Here is a 19361-nt window from a genome sequence, read left to right as displayed (position 1 = left end):
AAAACCTCAAAGATGAAGAACCTCTGGTTCCTGAGATATGATTTGGATCAGGTTTTGGGTTAGATGTGAGATTTGAGATGTGAGATGTGAGATATGAGATTTGAGATTTGAGATGGACAATAGAATTGAAAATGAACCTATGGAGAGGTTTTATACCCCACTTTCCGAAGGAGGGGATAAATAAAAACAAATCACAGAAAGGTAGATGATCCAGGAAACAACTTGAACCTCAATTCAAATCTCTGAACTCCAAACTCTCGCCTGTAGACTAATAAAGAACTCTAAACCTTATCGTACCCTCGATTTCCCTCATTTCTTCTATCACCTCCTCATTATAAGCCTTATTAATGTCTGTGATCACATAACCTATAGTCTCGTTGGTCTTAAGATACTGCCCCACGATATTGCAATCGTGATGTGAAAGGATGTTGTTGATATGAGCAATAATTCCCGGTCGGTTATGGTGAATGTGGATAAGGCGGTGAGCATTCTCCAGGATTGGCAGCTGCAGGTTGGGGAAGTTCACACTGTTGGTAGTGCTGCCGGTATTGATATATTCAATGATCTTTCCAGGCACAAAATTCCCGATATTCACCTGCGCCTCCTCTGTACTTCCTCCAATATGCGGCGTTAAAATGACATTTTTGACACCTCTTAATTCAGATTCGAATTCTTCGGCATTGGTCTTTGGCTCCTTCGGAAATACATCGACCCCGGCACCACGAATCTTTCCGCTCTCCAGGTGCTTTCTCAATGCTGGCAGATCCACCACATGTCCACGGCTAAGATTGATAAATACCGATCCTTCTTTCATTAAATCCAGTTCTTTTTCACCAATGAGGTTATGGTTTTCTTTACGACCGTCAACATGCAGGGTTACAACATCAGAGATCTTCAGCAGTTCCTCCAGACTTTTACATTTGGTTGCATTTCCCAAAGCCAGTTTTTCCATGAGATCGTAATAATAAACATCAAAACCAATAGCTTCGGCTACTACCGACAGTTGGGCACCAATGTTTCCGTAGCCAACGATCCCTAGTTTCTTTCCGCGGATCTCCCTACTACCGGCAGCCGACTTATTCCAGGTGCCGGCATGCATTTCGGCAATTCTGTCGGGCAAACCACGCATGAGAAAAATAATCTCTCCAATGGCGAGTTCCACAACAGATCTTGTATTGCTAAAAGGAGCATTGAAAACTGCAATTCCTTTTTTGAGACATTCTTCCAGGTCGATCTGGTTAGTCCCTATACAAAAAGCACCGATCGAGATAAGCCGGTTGGCATTATCCAGAACCTTTTTCGTCACCTGGGTTTTAGAACGTATTCCTAAGACCGATACATCCCTTATCTTTTCTGCCAGCTCCTCTTCATCAAGAGCGCCCGAAATTGTGCTCACATTGTAACCTTCATTCTTCATGATCTTAACGGCATCCTCGTGTACATTTTCAAGAAGCAGGACCTTAATTCGGTTTTTTGGATAGGAAATGGCTTTGTTCATTTTATGGAGGTAAAGGAATTCATCAAGACTTGGAGTAATATGATCGGCTTTGTCCAGCACATTCCCGCGCTCTACATTTTCGGTAAAGGCGTAAAATCTGTTTGCCAGCCCGGCAGCCTTGATCTCATAATCTGTATATCCATCTCCAATTACATACACATCCCCTTGCAGGTCCAGTCTCTTGAGCATTTCTACCTTTCCGTTGTTTGAAGACAGCACATTTTCTGTATCAAAAGCGTTTAATTTCCCGTTGGGGTCAGGTCGAAAAGTGTTGGCAAAGACATTCTCCTCCCTCACCCCAAACTCCTTTACAATTGGAACGATAAACTCCTTGAAGCCATTGGAAATAATGTAGATGTTCTCGTGGTTCTCTTCAAAGAACTCTTTGTTCCTAATGAAGCTCGTGGAGACCTTACTTTTAAGCCGGTCAACAAGAGCCGGCAAGTGTTTTTCTTCAGCATTGAGGAGCGCCAGGCGTTGTTCCAAAGATTCCCTGAAGGAAAGATCACCCGCCATACCACTGTTGGTAAGATCTGTAAGCTTTTGAAGCCGTTCCTCTTTTTCCTTGTGACCCTCGAGGGAGATCTCTCCTAAAACATCTAAAGCTTCTACCTGGGTAAAGGTGCTGTCGAAATCTATCACAAAATGCCTGTTATTCTTCATGCTGAGTTTTTTGGAAGTCTACCCAAAACTAAGCTTTTTCGCGCACAAGCCGAAGACTTCCACATAAGTTCATAAGATTTCACAGATCCTGAAATTATCTTGCTAAAAATTTAATTTTTGCGATTTTTTTTACCTGAAACTGAAGTTCCCATATTCATCTAAAAGAATTGAACCTATATGATAAATTCACAGTTGTAACAAAAGTACCAGGACACATACTAATAATCTTAAATAACCACCCAATCATGAAAATCAAGACTATACTACCTATTCTCCTGCTGTTGATCTCCTTCACATCCTGTGTGGAAAAGATCACAAGAATTGAAACTAAAGAACATATGGTCACTATTGACCCGCAATTCTCTGTGGAAAAGGAGACTTTAAAAAGCAGAATAGCTGCTATAATTCCTGCGGAAGAAATTTCTATTAACTCCTCTAAGACCACAAAATCTGGCGAAGAAGATTACCACACCCTTAACGTGGAGATCCTTCGGGAAACCTTACCAAATAGCATTGCCTTTTATAACCTGACCGATGAGATACAGACTGCTGTGGAATCGGGCATCAGCAACATGAACCATTATCAAAAATTGAACATTACTGTTAGTCAACACAGTGTTGAGAATGGTATTGAGCATAATCGTTCTTACAAGAAGGAAATAGACCTGTAAAGGAATTTCAGCAAGTTTTAGGAATTTCTTAAGCCGCAGCCTGCTTCAGAAAAACCTGAATTTAAGTATCTTCGGAAAAATCAATAATCAAGGACTTCTTCGGAAGTTCTTTTTTTACTCAAAATCCAAAGCAGAAGATGACACAATTCAGGGAAGTGACCACTCAGGAACTTATTGACAGACAAAAAAAAGGTGCACTGCTAATAGATGTGCGCCCGGTTGACGCTTACAACGGCTGGAAATTAAAAAATGAGCCAAGAGGTGGTCATATCAAAGGTGCAAAGTCATTGCCGGCAAAATGGGCCGGCTATATGGATTGGATCGAAATCGTAAGACATAAGAATATTGACCCTGAGCAGGAACTTATCCTCTATGGTTACAACAGGGATTCGGTGCAAAAAGTAGCTGAAAGTTTTGAAAAAGCAGGCTATTCAAAAATAGCATTATATAATCACTTTTTGGATGAGTGGGCCAGTGACCAAACCTTACCCATGGAGTACCTTTCAAAATACCGGCAACTTGTGTCGGCTGAATGGGTGAAGAAACTGATCTCCGGTGAAAAGCCTGCAGAATATGACAATGATAAATTTATAGTGGTACACTCCCACTATCGCAACCGGGATGCTTATTTGAGCGGACATATTCCCGGTGCCATTGATATGGACACGAATGCGCTGGAATCACCTGAAACATGGAACCGGCGCAGCCCCGAAGAGCTAGAGAAAGCTCTTGAGGAGCATGGGATTACTGCCGATACTACTGTTGTACTTTACGGAAAGTTCATGTTTCCCGATAATGATGACGAATTTCCCGGAAGTGCAGCCGGTGATATAGGGGCTATTCGAAATGCATTTATAATGATGTACGCCGGAGTGAAAGACGTGCGGGTACTCAACGGCGGATTTCAATCCTGGGAGGATGCAGGATTTGAAGTGAGCAAAGATGATGTTGCAAAGCAGCCGGTAAATGATTTTGGCGCTAAAATTCCGGCAAATCCTGAACTTGCTGTTGATGTACCGGAAGCGAAAGAAATGATCGCTGCAAATGATGCCGAACTTGTATGTGTGCGCAGTTATCCTGAATACATTGGGGAAGTGAGCGGCTATAATTACATAGAAGCCAAAGGTCGTATTCCCGGTGCTATTTTTGCCGATTGTGGTAGTGATGCCTACCATATGGAAAACTACCGGAATGTGGACCATACCACCCGGGAATTTCATGAAGTCATTGAGAACTGGAAACAAAATGGAATAACTCCAGATAAACACCTGGCCTTCTACTGCGGTACAGGCTGGCGCGGTAGTGAAGCCTGGTTCAATGCCTGGCTTTTAGGCTGGCCTCAGGTGTCTGTCTACGACGGTGGATGGTTCGAATGGAGCAATGATCCGGCTAATCCATATGAAACCGGAGTGCCCGAGGAAAAAGTTAAATTTCAAAACCCTTAAGGCTTTATTTGAATGATTACAGTACCTGGATTTCCACAGGATCAAATCTTATGGTAGACTGACCACCATGGGGCGGTCTTTCTTGGTGTCGAATTCAGACGTAAATGATTTTTCCATTCCTCTTGGAATAATAAAGATAAAAAAGAGAACTACTAGCAATAAAAAGGTAATAAGGAAAAGCCTTTCTTTAAGGTTCAGTCTGTCTTTAAGTGTAATCATTTCTTCTCTTTTTTATCAGTTGGACATTTCTAGAATGTTTAATGGGTAAAACTTCACGCTCCTAATTGAGCATTTTATCGATCAAATATTGCACTTTATCGATTAATTAACAAAACATTTAGATTTTTTAACACAAATATTTCTTCAGCTTATTTGTTGTCCCGGCCAGTATTATGAAAGGAGTCCGGAACCTGGTACCTGGTTAAAAACCAGCGCGACGAGGAGGAGCACATAAAGAAGTAGGAACATAGACCAAGACTGCGGTTAGGGAAGCTACTTGCAGAATTTTCACCGTTACCTGTGTGAATAAAATTGGTAAAGCCTGAACCCGGAAATTTTCTGTTTCGGGCCTTTTCCTATTTTTGTTCCAGGAATTAAAAAGTTTATCAAGAAAATGAATCAGCCGCAGACCAGTAGATTTTTCCTGAAGGAGATCACACAGGAGGATATAGACCACATCTTTAAAGGCCTTTCAAACCCGGAAGTGACGCAATTCTACGCTGTACATTTTCCTACCCTTGAAGCTACGCAGGAACAAATGGATTGGTACGAAGATCTCAAAAAGAATAATACAGGTCTTTGGTGGGGGATCTGGTCAAAAGAAAAAGAGGTCTTTGTAGGGGCAGGTGGCTTCAACGGCCTGGAAAAGGAGAACCGGAAAGCTGAAATAGGTTTATGGCTGCTGCCCGAATACTGGGGCCGTGGAATTCTTGGAGAAATTATGCCCTGCCTATTTAGAGAAGGATTTGAAAATCTGAACCTCAACCGTATCGAAGGCTTTGTAGATGCCGACAATGTGAAATGTAGACGTGCTCTGGAAAAGATCAACTTCAGCTATGAAGGAACTATGAGACAGGTTGAGTTTAAGGATGGACAATTCCTTGATGTGGCGATCTACTCTATTTTAAAAGAAGAATTTTCTCCTAAGCCAGTTTTTTGAATCATACCCCATCATTCAAATACAGCGGGAATCTCCTCCACTCTTATTCCCCAGAAGACCGGAAGCAGAAAATAGACTGTAAGCGTGATAAGGAGAATGGAGATAGTATTCATCCAGATGCCTGTTCGCACCATATCCTTTATCTGTAAATGTCCTGAACCAAAAACAACTGCATTTGGCGGAGTTGCCACCGGCAGCATAAAAGCACAGGAAGCCGCAAGTGTAGCAGCTATTAATAAAAAGTACGGGTGAATATTCATCGCAACGGCCATAGGGGCCAAAATTGGTAGTAACATGGCCGTAGTGGCAAGATTTGAAGTCACTTCGGTAAGGAAGTTGACTGCCGCCACCAGCACCAATATCAGCAAAATAAGTGGTAAACTCTCAAGGTCTGTCAGCTGCTCCCCTATCCAGACCGCCAGCCCTGTTTCTCCAAAGGCCATAGCAAGGGCCATTCCACCCCCAAACAGGATAATGATCCCCCATGGGATCCTGGTAGTATCTTCCCAAACCAGGATCCTTCCTTTTTCTTTTCCCGAAGGCAAAAGAAAAAGGATAATTCCGGCAGTAATTGCTATGATGGTATCATCTATAAAAGGAAAAAATGGCTGTAGCAAAAAAGACCTGGTGATCCAGCCAAGTGCGGTCAATATGAATACGGTGAGTACAGTTTTCTCTTGTCTGCTTATTTGTCCCAGATCCTTTAAAAGCTTCGAAATCTCATTTCTTCCACCCGGCAATTTCATTTCCCTGAGATCAAAAGCAAATGAAGTGAGATATTTCCAGCAAATAGCCAGCAAACAAATGGAAATAGGCAGACCCAGTTTGATCCATTGGTAGAATGTGATCTCGATACCGTAAAGCTTTTCCACGATCCCTGCCAGGACCAGGTTAGGTGGGGTTCCAATTAAAGTTCCTATTCCTCCAATAGAAGCACTGTATGCTATGGCAAGCATTAATGCTTTTCCAAATACCTTTCTTTCATTTCGCTCCGTATCTGGATTGTCACTTAACTGATCAATTATGGCGGCACCAATGGGCAGCATCATTACAGAAGTTGCCGTGTTTGAAATCCACATGGAGAGGAAAGCAGTAGCGATCATGAACCCAAGGATGATGCGCTTAAGGTTCGTGCCAATAAGTTTTATGATGCTTAGTGCGATACGTTTGTGAAGGTCCCATTTTTCAATGGCAATCGCCAACAGAAAACCTCCCAAATAAAGAAAAACGAACTTATCACCGTAAGCAGCTGTTGTAGCACCTATTGACACCGCTCCTGTGAGGGGAAAGAGCACTATGGGAAGTAAAGCAGTCACAGCAATAGGCACAGCCTCTGTCACCCACCAAAGTGCCATCCAGATCGTAACACAAAAGACCTCCCAAGCCGATGGGGGCATGGATTGAGGATGGTCAAGAAACTGCAGGACGAGATAAAGCAGCGGCCCCACATAGATCATTATATTTTTTAAGGTGATCTTCATTGCAGCCTTAAGTTATACATGGCTCATGCAGTTTGACTCCAGCTGATAAAAAAGGAAATTCCATGGAAACATTTTCCCTATAAATGTAAAAATTATGAATTTACTGTAAAGACAATTTCATCATTACATCCCACTTTTTCTCATAAAAACATCTAGTTACTGATACAGGTCATAAAATAAAGACCTTCATGTCTCTAATTTTGTTTGGTAATCTGAAAATTAGACCCATGTTCTCAAAAGCCTGTGAATATGCTATTAGGGCCGCTATTTTTATTGCATCAGAATCTGAAAGAGGGCAAAGGGCCAGCCTGAAGGATATTGCCCGGGAAATAGATTCTCCTGAAGCCTTTACCGCCAAAACCCTTCAGAAATTGACCCGTAGCGGAATTATAATTTCTACCAAAGGTGCACACGGCGGCTTCGAAGTGAAGCCCGAAATGATGTCTGTAATAAAGGTTTCTCAGATCGTACAGGCCATAGACGGGGATAAGGTCTATACCCGCTGCAGTCTTGGGCTGCACAATTGTTCTGAAGATCACCCATGCCCTTTTCATTCCAGGTTCAAACCCGTAAGGAACGGGCTTCAGGAAATTGTAGAGAACACAAGTCTTAAAGATCTTACCGGTAGTTTACTAGACGGGGATACTTTTTTAAAATCTAATTTTCAATCCCCTAAGAAGTAATGGAAAAAGCCCTGCAAAGAAACCATTTACAGGATCAAATAATTAGGTTAAAACAGAATAAAAATGCTGTGATCCTGGCTCATTATTACCAGGAGCCGGAGATACAGGAAGTAGCCGATTTTATTGGAGATTCCCTGGAGCTTGCAAAAAAGGCAGCAGGAACCCGGGCAGACATAATTGTCTTTGCAGGGGTGCATTTCATGGCTGAAACCGCTAAGATCCTTAACCCTTCAAAAAAGGTACTTTTGCCCGACCTTAATGCCGGCTGTTCTTTGGCAGAAAGTTGCCCGCCTGATGCTTTTAGGGAACTAAAAAATAAATATCCGGATCACGTGGTGGTGACCTACATAAATTGTTCAGCAGAAATCAAGACCCTCAGTGATATTGTCTGCACCTCATCCAATGCCGAAAAGATCATTAACTCCATTCCTGAGGATAAGCAAATAATTTTCGCTCCCGACAAAAATCTTGGAAAATACCTAATTCAGAAAACCGGAAGAAAAATGTTGTTGTGGGATGGCTCCTGTATTGTGCATGAAGCCTTTTCCTTTGAAAAGTTACTGGACTTAATTAAAGAAAATCCTACTGCCAGGGTCATTGCTCATCCCGAATCTGAATCCCACATCCTCAAGGTTGCAAATTTTATTGGGTCCACTTCCGGAATGTTGAAATATGTAAAGGAGAACAGCAATAACAAATTTATAGTTGCTACAGAAGCCGGAATCTTGCACCAGATGCAAAAAGATGTGCCAAATAAGACATTAATTCCGGCCCCTGCCAAAGAAGACAACACCTGCGCCTGTAGTGAATGTGCGTTCATGAAGATGAACACCTTAAAAAAACTCTACAGTTGCCTTGAAAGGGAAGACCCCGAAATAACTCTTTCTCCTAAACTTATGAAAGAAGCATTAGCCCCCATAGCACGAATGTTAGACCTTTCCTAAGCATGAAGACAGACGTAATTGTTATAGGATCTGGTGTGGCAGGATTGACCTTTGCCATAAAGATCGCGCAGGCCCGACCCGATATTGAAGTGACGGTGATCACCAAGGAAAGTAAAGAAATTTCAAATACTGCCCAGGCCCAGGGAGGAATTGCAGTTGTACTTGACAAGATACAGGACAGTTTTGAACTTCACGTAAAAGACACTCTTAAGGCCGGTCGTGGACTCAATGATCCCGAAGTTGTTGAAATGGTAGTCTCGCAAGCGCCTCAACGCCTAATTGAACTAATGAGTTGGGGGACAACATTTGATGCCAAAAATGGAACATTGGAACTAGGTCTTGAAGGTGGCCACTCCCGACACAGGATCGTCCATCACCGCGACTTTACCGGACTCGAAATTCAGAGAAAATTGATCTCCCGTGCAAAATCCTTCTCAAATATTCAATTTTACGATCATTACTTCGTAACTGATCTTTTGCTGGACGCTCAAAAAAAGAGCTGCATTGGGATAAAAGCATTAGATAAGAATCAACATCAAAAAATAAATATTACGTCAAAAATTACCTTTTTGGCAAGTGGTGGTAGCGGAGTTGTCTTTGAAAATACTACCAACCCTGCTGTCGCTACCGGAGATGGAGTAGCAATGGCATGGCGTGCGGGAGCAAAAATAAAGCATATGAATTTTGTGCAGTTCCATCCCACAGCGCTCTATGAAAAAGATAAATATCCTCTTTTCCTTATCTCTGAAGCAGTGAGAGGTCATGGAGCTTACCTAGTGAACCAGCAGGGCAATCGTTTCCTGTTCAAAAGTGATTTTAGAGGGGAACTTGCGACGCGGGATATAGTTTCTGAAGCTATAGTCAGAGAACTAAAGGATTCAGGGGAAAATAATGTATACCTGGACTGCCGCCACCTTAACCAGCAGGAATTCGCTAAAAAATTTCCTACCATAGTGAACTACTGTAATTCGATAGGACTTGATCTTGCGGTCGATCTAATTCCGGTTGTTCCGGCTGCGCATTACCAATGTGGTGGAATCGACGTAGATCGAAAAGCACAGACTTCGGTGAAGCATTTATTTGCTTCAGGTGAATGCGCCTACACAGGTCTGCACGGGGCCAATCGTTTGGCATCAAATTCTCTGCTCGAAGCATTAGTCTATTCTCATGAGGCGTCAAAAGTTGTATTACAGGAACTGGATAAAATACCGGAACCGAAACTTCTGCAGCAAAAAGAATTATTTAATAACGATAATGAGGCCGATGATGACATCATTGCCAGCATACGGGGGCGCCTTAATGAGATCATGAATTACCACCTCCTAAACTCAGCTTCAAAAAGGGAAAAAACTGATGCTCTTGAACAGCTCCGGTACTTACAGGACATGCTGGAGAATTATCCCTCATTTAATTCAGGTACAATAGCATTCTATGAGCTAAGGAATATGGTACAGACGGCGATTCTTATCCTTAGAGACACACTTGATTATAGCCTTCCAAAAAAGGGAATTCCGGAAGGAATTTTTTAGAACTCAAGTTTTTGTTACTTCAGAATCATTATACTTGCACAAATTGTAAAGATTTGAGATGCCATTCGTAAAGCGCAAAACAGCTTCAACTCTCAGGAAAGCTCATCGTTACCTGGGAATATTTCTGGGAATTCAGTTTCTAATGTGGACCATAAGCGGAATATATTTCAGCTGGACGGACATCGATGAAATTCACGGCGACCATTTCCGAAAAGCACATGTTCATCCTACTGCTTTTTCAGATCTCTCCGGAATATCTGAGATAGCTCCTGAAGAACAGGTACATTCTGTACAACTAAAAGATATTGCGGGAGAACCATACTACTGGCTGAATGAAGAGAGGCTGGTTCATGCCCGCAGCGGAAAAGAGAAAAAAGAGATCACCGAGGCTGAAGCCATACAAATTGCCGGTAAATATATGCTGGATAGCCTGAAGATCTCAGGCATTGAACACATTACCTCCACAGGGGATCATCATGAATACAGGGGTGGTAGCCTTCCGGCCTATGTTATCTCTTATACCGGACCTGAAAATGTGAGGGCTTATATTTCGGCTTTAGATGGCAGCTTTAGATCTGTTCGCCACCGGGATTGGCGCTGGTTCGATTTTCTTTGGATGACACACACCATGGATTATGAAACCCGGGATGATTTCAATACCAGCCTTCTCCGGGCTTTTTCGTTACTCGGTCTCATTACAGTATTTAGCGGATTTTTGCTGTGGTTCATCTCCTCCCCAACTATGATGAAACTGTTTGGAAAAAAAGGGAAGAAAAAAAGAAAAATACGACGGTAGAACTACCAGATTATAAGTGTGAGTGCTAAATTGCTCAGGAAGATTGAGAGTGATATTTCCTGATATGCCTTCTCACATAGATGAAGCGAATTAAACCTATTATAAAAATAATTGGCGCAATAACCAGAAGAAAGATCCCCAGATCAAACATTTCCTGAAGGACGTCTACCTTTATTATTGCAACTCCCGAGCTGAGAACAACAATAAACGTGCGAAGGTAAGCCAAAAAAGTTCTCTCATTGGCCATTCGGGTGCGGTCTATAGCTAACCAGTCCCTGGTGATTAGCCCCTCTTTAACTGCTTTAGGGTTCTTGTTCTTCCTCAATTTCTTTCCAGGCATTATAGCCTCCTTTTAGATCAACGATATTCTTAAATCCCATTTCTAACAACTGTGCTGCCGCTCTACTGCTTCGATTTCCACTTCTGCAATAAATATAGACAGGTTCATTCCTGTCAAATTTTTCCATTCTTGACAGGAAACCTTCAGCCTTGAAATCAATATTCTCTGCACCGGCTATATACCCCTGGCTGTATTCCTGCGGGGTTCTCACATCTACGAACTGCTGTGGAGAACTTTTAACCTGTAATTTATATACTTCGGGTTCTAGTACCTGTACTCCGGCTGAATCCTGTGCATACAATACTGCAGCGAAAAAGAAAATACAAAAACTCATAATCCATTTCCTCATAGTTCTTCTCTTTGTTTGGCTAAAGATATACAAATTCTACACCAGACTCATGGAAGCACGTGCCTGTAAATGGCCATGAAGTGGCAATAACTGCCCAGCAAAACGAACAAATGGAAGAGTGCATGATTATAGTTGATCCTGCTTATGCTATATAGAATTGCACCAAGCGTATAAGCAACTCCCCCACCAAGAAGCCACCACAGACCTGTTGAAGAAAGATTTTCCATTAATGGCTCAATTGCAAAAATGATCACCCAACCCATTCCAACGTAAAGCAAAGTTGAAACGATCTTGAACCTTCCCGTGAAAAACAATTTTAAAATAGTGCCCAAAAAAGCAATGACCCAAACCACTACAAGTATGACCCAACCAGTGGTACCTCTTAAGGTCACAAGGGCAAAAGGAGTATAAGTGCCGGCAATAAGAATGAATATTGCAACATGATCAAGGATCTTGAAATAGAAGCGTTTTTTGAGATCCCTCGTGCTGTGGTAAAGCGTTGAAGCAGCATACAATAAAACTAGAGATGCCCCAAAAATGATAAAACTGATCATGATTTTGGTACTCCCGAAGGTAAGCCCTCTAGAGATAAGCAGTAAAAGACCGAGCACACTTAGAAGTAATCCTATACCATGAGTTATTATATTTAAAAGTTCCTCTTTTTGGGTATAGAACTTGATCTTTAATGGCTTCTTCATTTTGTGGTATCCTTCTTGTAAAAGTAGTGCTTAAATAGCTTTTTCAAAACCTCAAAACATATTTCTGTAGGTTTTATCTTACAATTAATAAGTTTTTATAGCCTTTTATATCGATCAAATACATAATTTTTTAGCTGTTATGCGTTCAGAACGTTAAAAAAACTTGCAGGTTAAAAATATTCGTTTAATTTAGCTTCTTCAGTTTCACCTACTTACTGCCTATGGACCTGTTAATTGCCCTAATTGCTTTTGAGATCATAGCCTCAAAATTTTTGTTTTCCTACATTTCTTCCTATCAGTCAAATGGTAGCTATGTTGAACAGAACCCGGTACTTAAATTTGCATTGGATAGGCTAAAACTCGAGCACGATGAATGGCTTTCATTCTTCTGTAATATTTTGCTTACAGGAATTTCGGTGTACCTTCTAAACACTTTTTATTCCGCTACTGCATTTCAGGTGCTATTTCTTTTGACCGGTTTTTACTGCACTGTTTTAAATCTTGGTGCTGCTCACAGTAGTTACTTTCAAAAAACCAATTTCATTACCCGCAGACTTTTACGTTAACCTAACGACCTATTAATATTTCCCTTTTTTTAGCCTTCTATTTGAACTGAGATACCTTTTTAAGTTCATTCTTTCCTGTACACCCGGGAGATGTGAGGATTCGATCTTTTTCCTCATATTTGAGCTATGAAGTTTTCACGACTCATAGAAACCGGTTTTAGAAGGTTTATTCCTGCTCCATTTACCCTCGCAGTTCTCCTTAGCCTTCTAACCATGTTGCTCGCATTTTTCTTTACGGAAAATAACGACTTTTCGGGTGCAATCAATATTCTTGATCACTGGCAAAGCGGAATGTGGGATCCTTCCCTGCTCGTTTTTGCAGTTCAAATGATGCTTATCCTGGTTTTGGGTCACGTACTGGTGCTGAGTCGGCCGGTGGCAAAACTGACTTCCAGACTTACCTCCTTCGTGAACAGCAACAGCAGTGCTGTACTTACTGTTTCCATCTCTACCATGGTAGTTGCATTTTTCAATTGGGGACTGGGACTCATCTTTGGGGCTATCATGGCCAGAAAAATTGCAGAGGTTGCTGCAGAAAGAAATTTTAAGATCAATTATCCTCTTATAGGGGCTGCCGGTTATGTAGGCCTTATGGTTTGGCATGGTGGTATGAGCGGCAGTGCGCCTCTAAAGGCTGCAGAAACCGGTCACTTAAAGCAGCTTTTTGAAGCCAATCCCGCTATTGCCAATCAATTACCCGATTTTATTTCAACGGGATCTACCATTTTTTCTTCATGGAATTTAATCACATTTGCAACACTCCTTTTTGTTATCCCTCTAATTCTTTTTCTTGTTTCCCGATTCACCACTGTAGATCATGTCGAAATTACGAAGCCTAAGAATGACAGAAGTACCCTGAAGATCTCGGGCGCAGAACGTCTCGATCATTCTCCATATCTAAAGCTGCTCTTTGGACTCCTCCTGCTGGGTGCTTTTTTTGCGAGCTATTCAAATAACCTGGCAGCCGGTAATCTCACGCCCAACATGCTCAATTTTCTCATGTTGAGCCTTTGCATTCTCCTGCACCGGTCTTTTGTTTCTTTTTTAGCTGCGCTGGATGAAGCCATCGTGGGCGCCGGAGCTATACTAATTCAGTTTCCCCTGTATTTTGGGATCATGGGGATTATGCGGGAAACCGGAATGGTAAGTGATATTGCGTCTTTTTTCGCAGGTATTGCTTCAGAAGTAAGCCTGCCTATTTATACCTTCTTTAGCGCCGGGTTAGTAAATATTTTTGTTCCCAGTGGTGGCGGTCAATGGGCAATACAAGGCCCTATTGTCATAGAAAGTGCATTAAAGCTCCAAATTCCATTAAATAAAGCCATTATGGCTTTTTCTTATGGCGACCAGATCACCAACATGCTTCAACCATTTTGGGCATTGCCTTTACTTGCTATCACAAAATTAAAAGCACGGGAAATACTTCCATATACTCTGGTAATGATGTTTGCAGGAAGTTTTATCTATATCTGCTCCCTACTTCTGATTTAAAATAATCCACAATTTTTACTCTTTTATAAATAATTTAATTAAATTTATTCTAAATCATATCAGTAATTCTTATTAGTTTATTGAATTCATTGATAATACTGATCTTCACTACCAACATTCCCTCATTGTTAGTGAAATCCCCACTTCCCCCCTTACCTGCTGTACTGAATGTTTAACTACAAATATTTCAATGATGGACAGAAAGACATTTATCCGGAAAACAACTGCAGGAATTCTTTTAGGAATCCCCGCGATCTCCCTACTCGGTTGCTCAAGTTCTGACGATGGCGGAGATCCCAACCCTAATCCAAATCCTGATCCCGATCCCGATCCCGATCCACAGGCAAACTGCCTTGAAAACGGAACCGATACTTCAGTTGCCAGTAGTGCAGGTCATACCCACAGCTTTACAGTTCCCAAAGAAGACGTATCTGCCGGAGTAGAAAAGACCTATGTAACAAGCAATGTAAATGCTCATACCCATGAAATCACTATCACAGCAGCTCAATTTACCACTTTACAGGAAAACAACTCAGTAACAGCTACCTCGACTTCCGATAGTGGTCACACTCATAATGTTACTGTCTCCTGCGCTTAAAATTTAAAAATTGTGATTATGAGACAGAAAAAAGAAAATAAGCTGAAGTTGACACCACCAGGATTCGGGGCCTTTTTAAAGAGCATTTCATTGGCTTTCTTAATGATTTTTGGCATTTTAGGATGCTCCGATGATGATGACTCCACCCCCCGGGAACCAGAGCCCGAAATGGCTCTTGACCTGGTGTTGGTTGCAGAAGGAATGACTTCTCCTGTAGGATTGGCGGAAGCACCAAACGAAAGTGGTTGGTTATATGTAATTGACCAGGTAGGAATGATTTGGATCATTGACGAAAATGGAAACAGGATGCAGGATCCTTTCCTGGACGTTAGTGATAGAATGGTCAGCTTAAATGAGAATTATGATGAACGCGGGCTTCTGGGGCTCGCATTTCATCCGGCTTACGAAACCAATGGCAGGTTATTCGTCTATTATACAGCACCTCCAAATGCAGGAGGGCCTGCTGAAGGGGAAAGCTGGAATAATACTAGCCGTATTTCCGAATTTACTGTATCAGCTACAGATGACGCTATGGTGAACATGGGTTCCGAAAGAGTGATTCTGGAGGTCAATCAGCCCCAGGGAAACCATGAAGGAGGTACAATTGCATTTGGACCTGACGGTTATCTCTACATCTCTATTGGAGATGGAGGGGCTTCAAATGATGTTGCGCCGGGACATGTTGAAGATTGGTATACTGTAAATGCAGGAGGTAACGGGCAGGATATAGAAGCTAACCTGTTAGGTGATATCCTGCGGATAGACGTTGACAATGGAATGCCGTACGACATTCCGGGGGATAATCCATTTGTGGATCAACCGGGGCTGGATGAGATCTATGCCTATGGCTTTAGAAATCCTTTTCGTTTTTCATTCGACATGGGCGGTGCAAATCAATTGATTGCAGGTGACGCCGGGCAGGGTCTTTATGAAGAGATCAATCTTGTCGAAAGCGGCGGGAATTATGGTTGGAATGTAAAGGAAGGAACTATTTGCTTTGATGCTTCAAATAATCAAAACATTTTGGACTCCTGCCCTGATGTAGATGTTTACGGCAATGAACTTCTCGACCCCGTTATTCAAATACCCAACTCTTCAAATCCTTCCGGAGGAATTACCGTCACAGTGATTGGAGGGTATGTCTACAGAGGTACAGACGTTCCTCAACTTAATGGCCGGTATATTTTTGGTTCGTTCTCAAGTGATTTTGAACCCAAAGGAGAGATTTTTGTAGCCACGCCTTCGGGCACAGGACCTTGGGCCTTCGAAACTCTTGACCTCGCCAGCTATCCCAATAATATTGGTCATTTTGTCAAGGGCTTTGGTCAGGACATGAATGGCGAGGTTTACGTGGCTGCATCTTCGGCACTTGGACCGGCTGGTAATTCAGGGAAAATATTCAGGCTGGACATGGTGGAACAATAGAAAACTACCAAATCGAGAGGATCAGTGTCTTTTTTACAGCTGATCCTTTTTTATGTTTTGATCCAGAGTGAATTTCTTCAGAAATTCTATCCTGATCCCTTATTCCAGGTCGCCCCAAAAAGGGTGTTTTTTGAAGTCTTGCTGGTGTGGAAATGACAGCTCGTGATCATCCCGTACCTACAGATAATTCGACTGGAATGATTCTGAAGGTTCAGATACCGGGATATTAATTAAATCTTTTATATAGTTAACTAAAAACCACTGCAGAAAATAGCAGGAATAAAAGAATATTTTTGGAGATTCAGATTAAAGTCTAATGTATTCAGAAAGTTACATTGGCACCTGAATAAAAAGGAACTTTTCCCTTTGAAAATTACACAGAAGCTGTTTAATTTGCATTTTCAATTCGGGAGTGGTCCCGGGACCGGGAAGTAGTCAATACATTGCTTCCTTTAAAAAACCATAAATTCGGGATGTGGCGCAGTCCGGTAGCGTATACGTCTGGGGGGCGTAGGGTCGCAGGTTCAAATCCTGTCATCCCGACAAAAAGAAAAGTGATGCGAAAGCATCACTTTTCTTTTTTTAAAATGTTTTGGAGATTACCAATTGATGTTATTTATCTGTCTCGGCCAGAGTCCTTGTATCTACATACTGCTGAAATGAAATAACCTTCCCATCCTTCAGGGTCCACAAGTGAGCTGCCTGTGCGTCGTAATTTTCTCCGTTCTTCCACTTTCCATCATACCGCAGGGTAGCCAATACTCTATTGTTGCTCATCTCATGCAGTTCAATATCCTTTAATTTAAAATACTCATGTTCTACTCCAATTCGTGAAAAGACACCATTTAGAACAGCATCGGGACCAATATATGGATTCCCGTCAGCATACTTATTTCCTTCAGCCTCATTCCATTCTACCTGTGGATCCATACCTGCAAGTACTGTGGGAATATCCCCGGCCCCAAAAGCCTCGTAGAGGGAATTGATCACCCCCACATTATTAGGTTCACTCATAAGACCCAGTTGCTGCATGAAGATCATGCTATCCATAAAATCATGTTCCCGGGCGATCTTTCCGTTTTTCATTTTCACCAGGGTCACTCCCTCCACATCTACCTTTCTTCCGGTAGCGGGAATACCAAAGAAATCTCCGGTATGCTTCCCTTTAAAGCGCCAATGTTTCACCAGCTTATCTCCCTGACCAAAAGCATCAATTACAGTGAATTCAATTTCTGAGAATCCGGTGAGAAAATTTTGATAATAGGCTTTGAAATTCTCTATGCCAAGAATATTTTCCGGCTGACTCACCATCACGATATTCTCATCAAAATGGTCAGGATTTATCTGGTCGATCTGTCCCTTATTGATCACTTTGTCCCAGGTGGTTTCATACATTTTGATGTTCCTGTTTACTTGGTCTTCCTGTGCGCTTGCAATAGAGATCCCAAACATGGTAAATGCAAATAACATTAAGCTTGATTTCATATTTATAAGTTTTAATAGCTAAAATTCTATAGGTTGCTTTTTTCTATGGATTTCCATAACATCATTCTTTAAAGCCAGTGATCCTTTCATCCTCCAGCAGCCAGTAATGTTCAAAGCTATAGGAGATAAACTCACATTCGGTAGGTTGTCGCCCGTGGACAAACCCCGTCACCAGGATAGAATTCTCATCGGCAGTGTGAAATTGAAGATCCTTGATCACTATGCTCATCCACTCATTTCTCAACAAACTGCTAAGACTAATATGATTCCAGGCATCCATTCCTTCCGTCAGGACTATTTCCTCCCAATCTATATTTGAAGTTAGGCTTTCGAAATCTTTTAAAGTTGTGCTCTTCTCCTGCAAAATTTCATAGATCTCTTTGATTAAACTGTGATTACTCCTTTCCTGCTTCCCCTTAATTTCCAGAATGTCCTTCTGCCAAGCAACATGGGCCTGCCCTGTTAATTCTGCAGGAAAGATCAACAATACAATCAGACCACTGAAGAGAACAAATACCCGCATATGCAAAAGTTTGGTTGAAAATAATTCAGGGGAGACACACTTAACACTAAATTTACTGCCGGATTCTTATTAATTCTTGTACAGATGCGACATTATTACATTCTGTAAATCAGCGTATTACACTTACTTGAAACTTATCTATTTAGAAGGTAGTTAATAAATTCCATATCAAGCTTTACCATACTGTTGGGGGAAACCTGTAAGTATTCTTTTAAATATCGCGACATATGAGAATGATCAAAATACCCCGATTGATTGGCCAGTTGGCTCCAGGTAATTTCCGGGTGGGACTCAAGAAAGTTTATGAGGCATTTGAATTGGTAGATCTGGGCATAGACCTTTGGCGACAAACCCACTTTCCTTTGAAAATGGCGCTCCAGCGTCTTTCGCGTATAAGGAGTGGCCTGTTCGATCTCGCCAATACTTACGTTCCCCTTCTTCTCATGAATATAATTTAATACTTTCTCAAAAGAATCCCGATCATCTTCCTGCGGAATTCTTTTACTGAAGAACTCTTCCAGGATCATAATCTGTTTTTCAGTCTCAGCTTGAGAGGTGAGATTTTGCCATAGTAGATCGGCTTCCTCCTCTCCTAATAAATCCGTCAACTTCATTGAACTATTGGTCAATTCGGAAAGGTCATTATTAAAGAGGCGGTGCATACCTGTTGGCTTAAAAAAGACGAGAAAAGACTTGAGCTCCCCGGTCATCTGCCCATATACGGGAGTTGTGACTTGTCCGGTAGCTACTGCATTTGAAGTAAAAAAATCCCGATCTCCAATTTTACACTCTACTTTGCCAACTTCATCCCCCACATTAATTATAAAACCGCTAAGTGCTAAAGGTGGCGAGAAATAAGATTCAGTCATTCCCGCAGGGATCTCAATAACGCTGTAAGACGCTATGTAATCCCGAAGTTCTTCAGCCGGAAGATAGGTATGTGGTCTTGGCATTTTTCAAAGTTGTTTCAGCAGGAAAGATCTGTGACACTCGGCATAAATGCGGGTTTTTCATGAT

General features: G+C 41.8%; 18 protein-coding genes and 1 tRNA gene. 11 read left to right on the top strand and 8 right to left on the bottom strand.

What is annotated here, in order from left to right; all coding sequences use genetic code 11:
- Positions 1-268: 268 nt before the first annotated feature.
- The gene (gene serA, locus ACXYMT_RS07970) at positions 269-2161 is read right to left on the bottom strand and encodes a phosphoglycerate dehydrogenase (RefSeq protein ID WP_459058550.1); all 1893 of its coding nucleotides are present in this window, start codon (positions 2159-2161) and stop codon (positions 269-271) included.
- Positions 2162-2406: 245 nt separating this feature from the next.
- Between serA and ACXYMT_RS07965 the strand changes: the two genes are divergently transcribed.
- The 3 genes from ACXYMT_RS07965 to ACXYMT_RS07955 all read left to right on the top strand — a co-directional run bounded on the left by ACXYMT_RS07965 (position 2407) and on the right by ACXYMT_RS07955 (position 5436).
- Positions 2407-2832 carry a hypothetical protein gene (locus ACXYMT_RS07965; RefSeq protein ID WP_459058549.1) on the top strand — a complete coding sequence of 142 codons (426 nt, stop codon included), beginning with the start codon at positions 2407-2409 and terminating at the stop codon, positions 2830-2832.
- Between the two features lie 137 nt (positions 2833-2969).
- A complete protein-coding gene (locus tag ACXYMT_RS07960) occupies positions 2970-4277 on the top strand; it encodes a rhodanese-like domain-containing protein (RefSeq protein ID WP_459058548.1) in 1308 nt (435 codons plus the stop codon).
- Between the two features lie 613 nt (positions 4278-4890).
- Positions 4891-5436: a GNAT family N-acetyltransferase gene (locus tag ACXYMT_RS07955; RefSeq protein WP_459058547.1), complete on the top strand. Its 546-nt coding sequence runs from the start codon at positions 4891-4893 to the stop codon at positions 5434-5436.
- Positions 5437-5447: 11 nt separating this feature from the next.
- On the opposite strand, the gene ACXYMT_RS07950 is transcribed toward ACXYMT_RS07955, so the two are convergent.
- Positions 5448-6917: an SLC13 family permease gene (locus ACXYMT_RS07950; protein WP_459058546.1), complete on the bottom strand. Its 1470-nt coding sequence runs from the start codon at positions 6915-6917 to the stop codon at positions 5448-5450.
- A 227-nt stretch (positions 6918-7144) separates the two neighbouring features.
- Between ACXYMT_RS07950 and ACXYMT_RS07945 the strand changes: the two genes are divergently transcribed.
- From ACXYMT_RS07945 to ACXYMT_RS07930, 4 genes are read left to right on the top strand one after another with little or no spacing between them, the layout of a single operon-like run.
- Positions 7145-7600, top strand: coding sequence for an RrF2 family transcriptional regulator (locus ACXYMT_RS07945; RefSeq protein WP_459058545.1), 456 nt, complete (start codon positions 7145-7147; stop codon positions 7598-7600).
- The gene (nadA, locus tag ACXYMT_RS07940; protein ID WP_459058544.1) at positions 7600-8544 is read left to right on the top strand and encodes a quinolinate synthase NadA; all 945 of its coding nucleotides are present in this window, start codon (positions 7600-7602) and stop codon (positions 8542-8544) included. The genes ACXYMT_RS07945 and nadA overlap by 1 nt, the downstream gene beginning before the upstream one ends.
- A 2-nt stretch (positions 8545-8546) precedes the next feature.
- Positions 8547-10073, top strand: a complete 1527-nt coding sequence (gene nadB, locus ACXYMT_RS07935; RefSeq protein WP_459058543.1) for an L-aspartate oxidase — start codon at positions 8547-8549, stop codon at positions 10071-10073.
- A 58-nt stretch (positions 10074-10131) separates the two neighbouring features.
- Entirely contained in the window at positions 10132-10869 is a 738-nt protein-coding gene (locus tag ACXYMT_RS07930; protein ID WP_459058542.1) for a hypothetical protein, read from the top strand.
- 34 nt (positions 10870-10903) lie between these two features.
- On the opposite strand, the gene ACXYMT_RS07925 is transcribed toward ACXYMT_RS07930, so the two are convergent.
- From ACXYMT_RS07925 to trhA, 3 genes are read right to left on the bottom strand one after another with little or no spacing between them, the layout of a single operon-like run.
- Positions 10904-11209: a YidH family protein gene (locus ACXYMT_RS07925; RefSeq protein WP_459058541.1), complete on the bottom strand. Its 306-nt coding sequence runs from the start codon at positions 11207-11209 to the stop codon at positions 10904-10906.
- Positions 11172-11558, bottom strand: coding sequence for a rhodanese-like domain-containing protein (locus ACXYMT_RS07920; RefSeq protein ID WP_459058540.1), 387 nt, complete (start codon positions 11556-11558; stop codon positions 11172-11174). Before ACXYMT_RS07920 ends, ACXYMT_RS07925 begins: the two co-directional genes overlap by 38 nt.
- Positions 11559-11605: 47 nt before the next feature.
- Entirely contained in the window at positions 11606-12256 is a 651-nt protein-coding gene (gene trhA, locus ACXYMT_RS07915) for a PAQR family membrane homeostasis protein TrhA (RefSeq protein ID WP_459058539.1), read from the bottom strand.
- A 692-nt stretch (positions 12257-12948) separates the two neighbouring features.
- Between trhA and ACXYMT_RS07910 the strand changes: the two genes are divergently transcribed.
- The 4 genes from ACXYMT_RS07910 (at position 12949) to ACXYMT_RS07895 (ending at position 16879) form a co-directional block, all read left to right on the top strand.
- Positions 12949-14313, top strand: coding sequence for a short-chain fatty acid transporter (locus tag ACXYMT_RS07910; RefSeq protein WP_459058538.1), 1365 nt, complete (start codon positions 12949-12951; stop codon positions 14311-14313).
- Positions 14314-14503: 190 nt separating this feature from the next.
- The gene (locus tag ACXYMT_RS07905; RefSeq protein WP_459058537.1) at positions 14504-14911 is read left to right on the top strand and encodes a hypothetical protein; all 408 of its coding nucleotides are present in this window, start codon (positions 14504-14506) and stop codon (positions 14909-14911) included.
- An 18-nt stretch (positions 14912-14929) separates the two neighbouring features.
- Positions 14930-16336 (top strand): PQQ-dependent sugar dehydrogenase, encoded by a 1407-nt coding sequence (locus tag ACXYMT_RS07900; RefSeq protein ID WP_459058536.1) that lies wholly within the window; start codon positions 14930-14932, stop codon positions 16334-16336.
- Between the two features lie 469 nt (positions 16337-16805).
- Positions 16806-16879, top strand: a tRNA-Pro gene (locus ACXYMT_RS07895).
- A gap of 69 nt (positions 16880-16948) precedes the next feature.
- On the opposite strand, the gene ACXYMT_RS07890 is transcribed toward ACXYMT_RS07895, so the two are convergent.
- The 3 genes from ACXYMT_RS07890 to ACXYMT_RS07880 all read right to left on the bottom strand — a co-directional run bounded on the left by ACXYMT_RS07890 (position 16949) and on the right by ACXYMT_RS07880 (position 19297).
- Positions 16949-17821, bottom strand: coding sequence for an ester cyclase (locus ACXYMT_RS07890; RefSeq protein ID WP_459058535.1), 873 nt, complete (start codon positions 17819-17821; stop codon positions 16949-16951).
- A 61-nt stretch (positions 17822-17882) separates the two neighbouring features.
- On the bottom strand, positions 17883-18344 hold the full coding sequence (locus tag ACXYMT_RS07885) for a hypothetical protein (RefSeq protein ID WP_459058534.1): 462 nt from the start codon (positions 18342-18344) through the stop codon (positions 17883-17885).
- Positions 18345-18478: 134 nt separating this feature from the next.
- The gene (locus ACXYMT_RS07880; RefSeq protein WP_459058533.1) at positions 18479-19297 is read right to left on the bottom strand and encodes a helix-turn-helix domain-containing protein; all 819 of its coding nucleotides are present in this window, start codon (positions 19295-19297) and stop codon (positions 18479-18481) included.
- Positions 19298-19361 lie beyond the last annotated feature (64 nt).

This window comes from Salinimicrobium sp. CAU 1759, assembly GCF_054482715.1.
The sequence above is the reverse complement of the archived record's forward strand: the minus strand, read 5'-3'. Positions and strand labels throughout refer to the sequence as shown.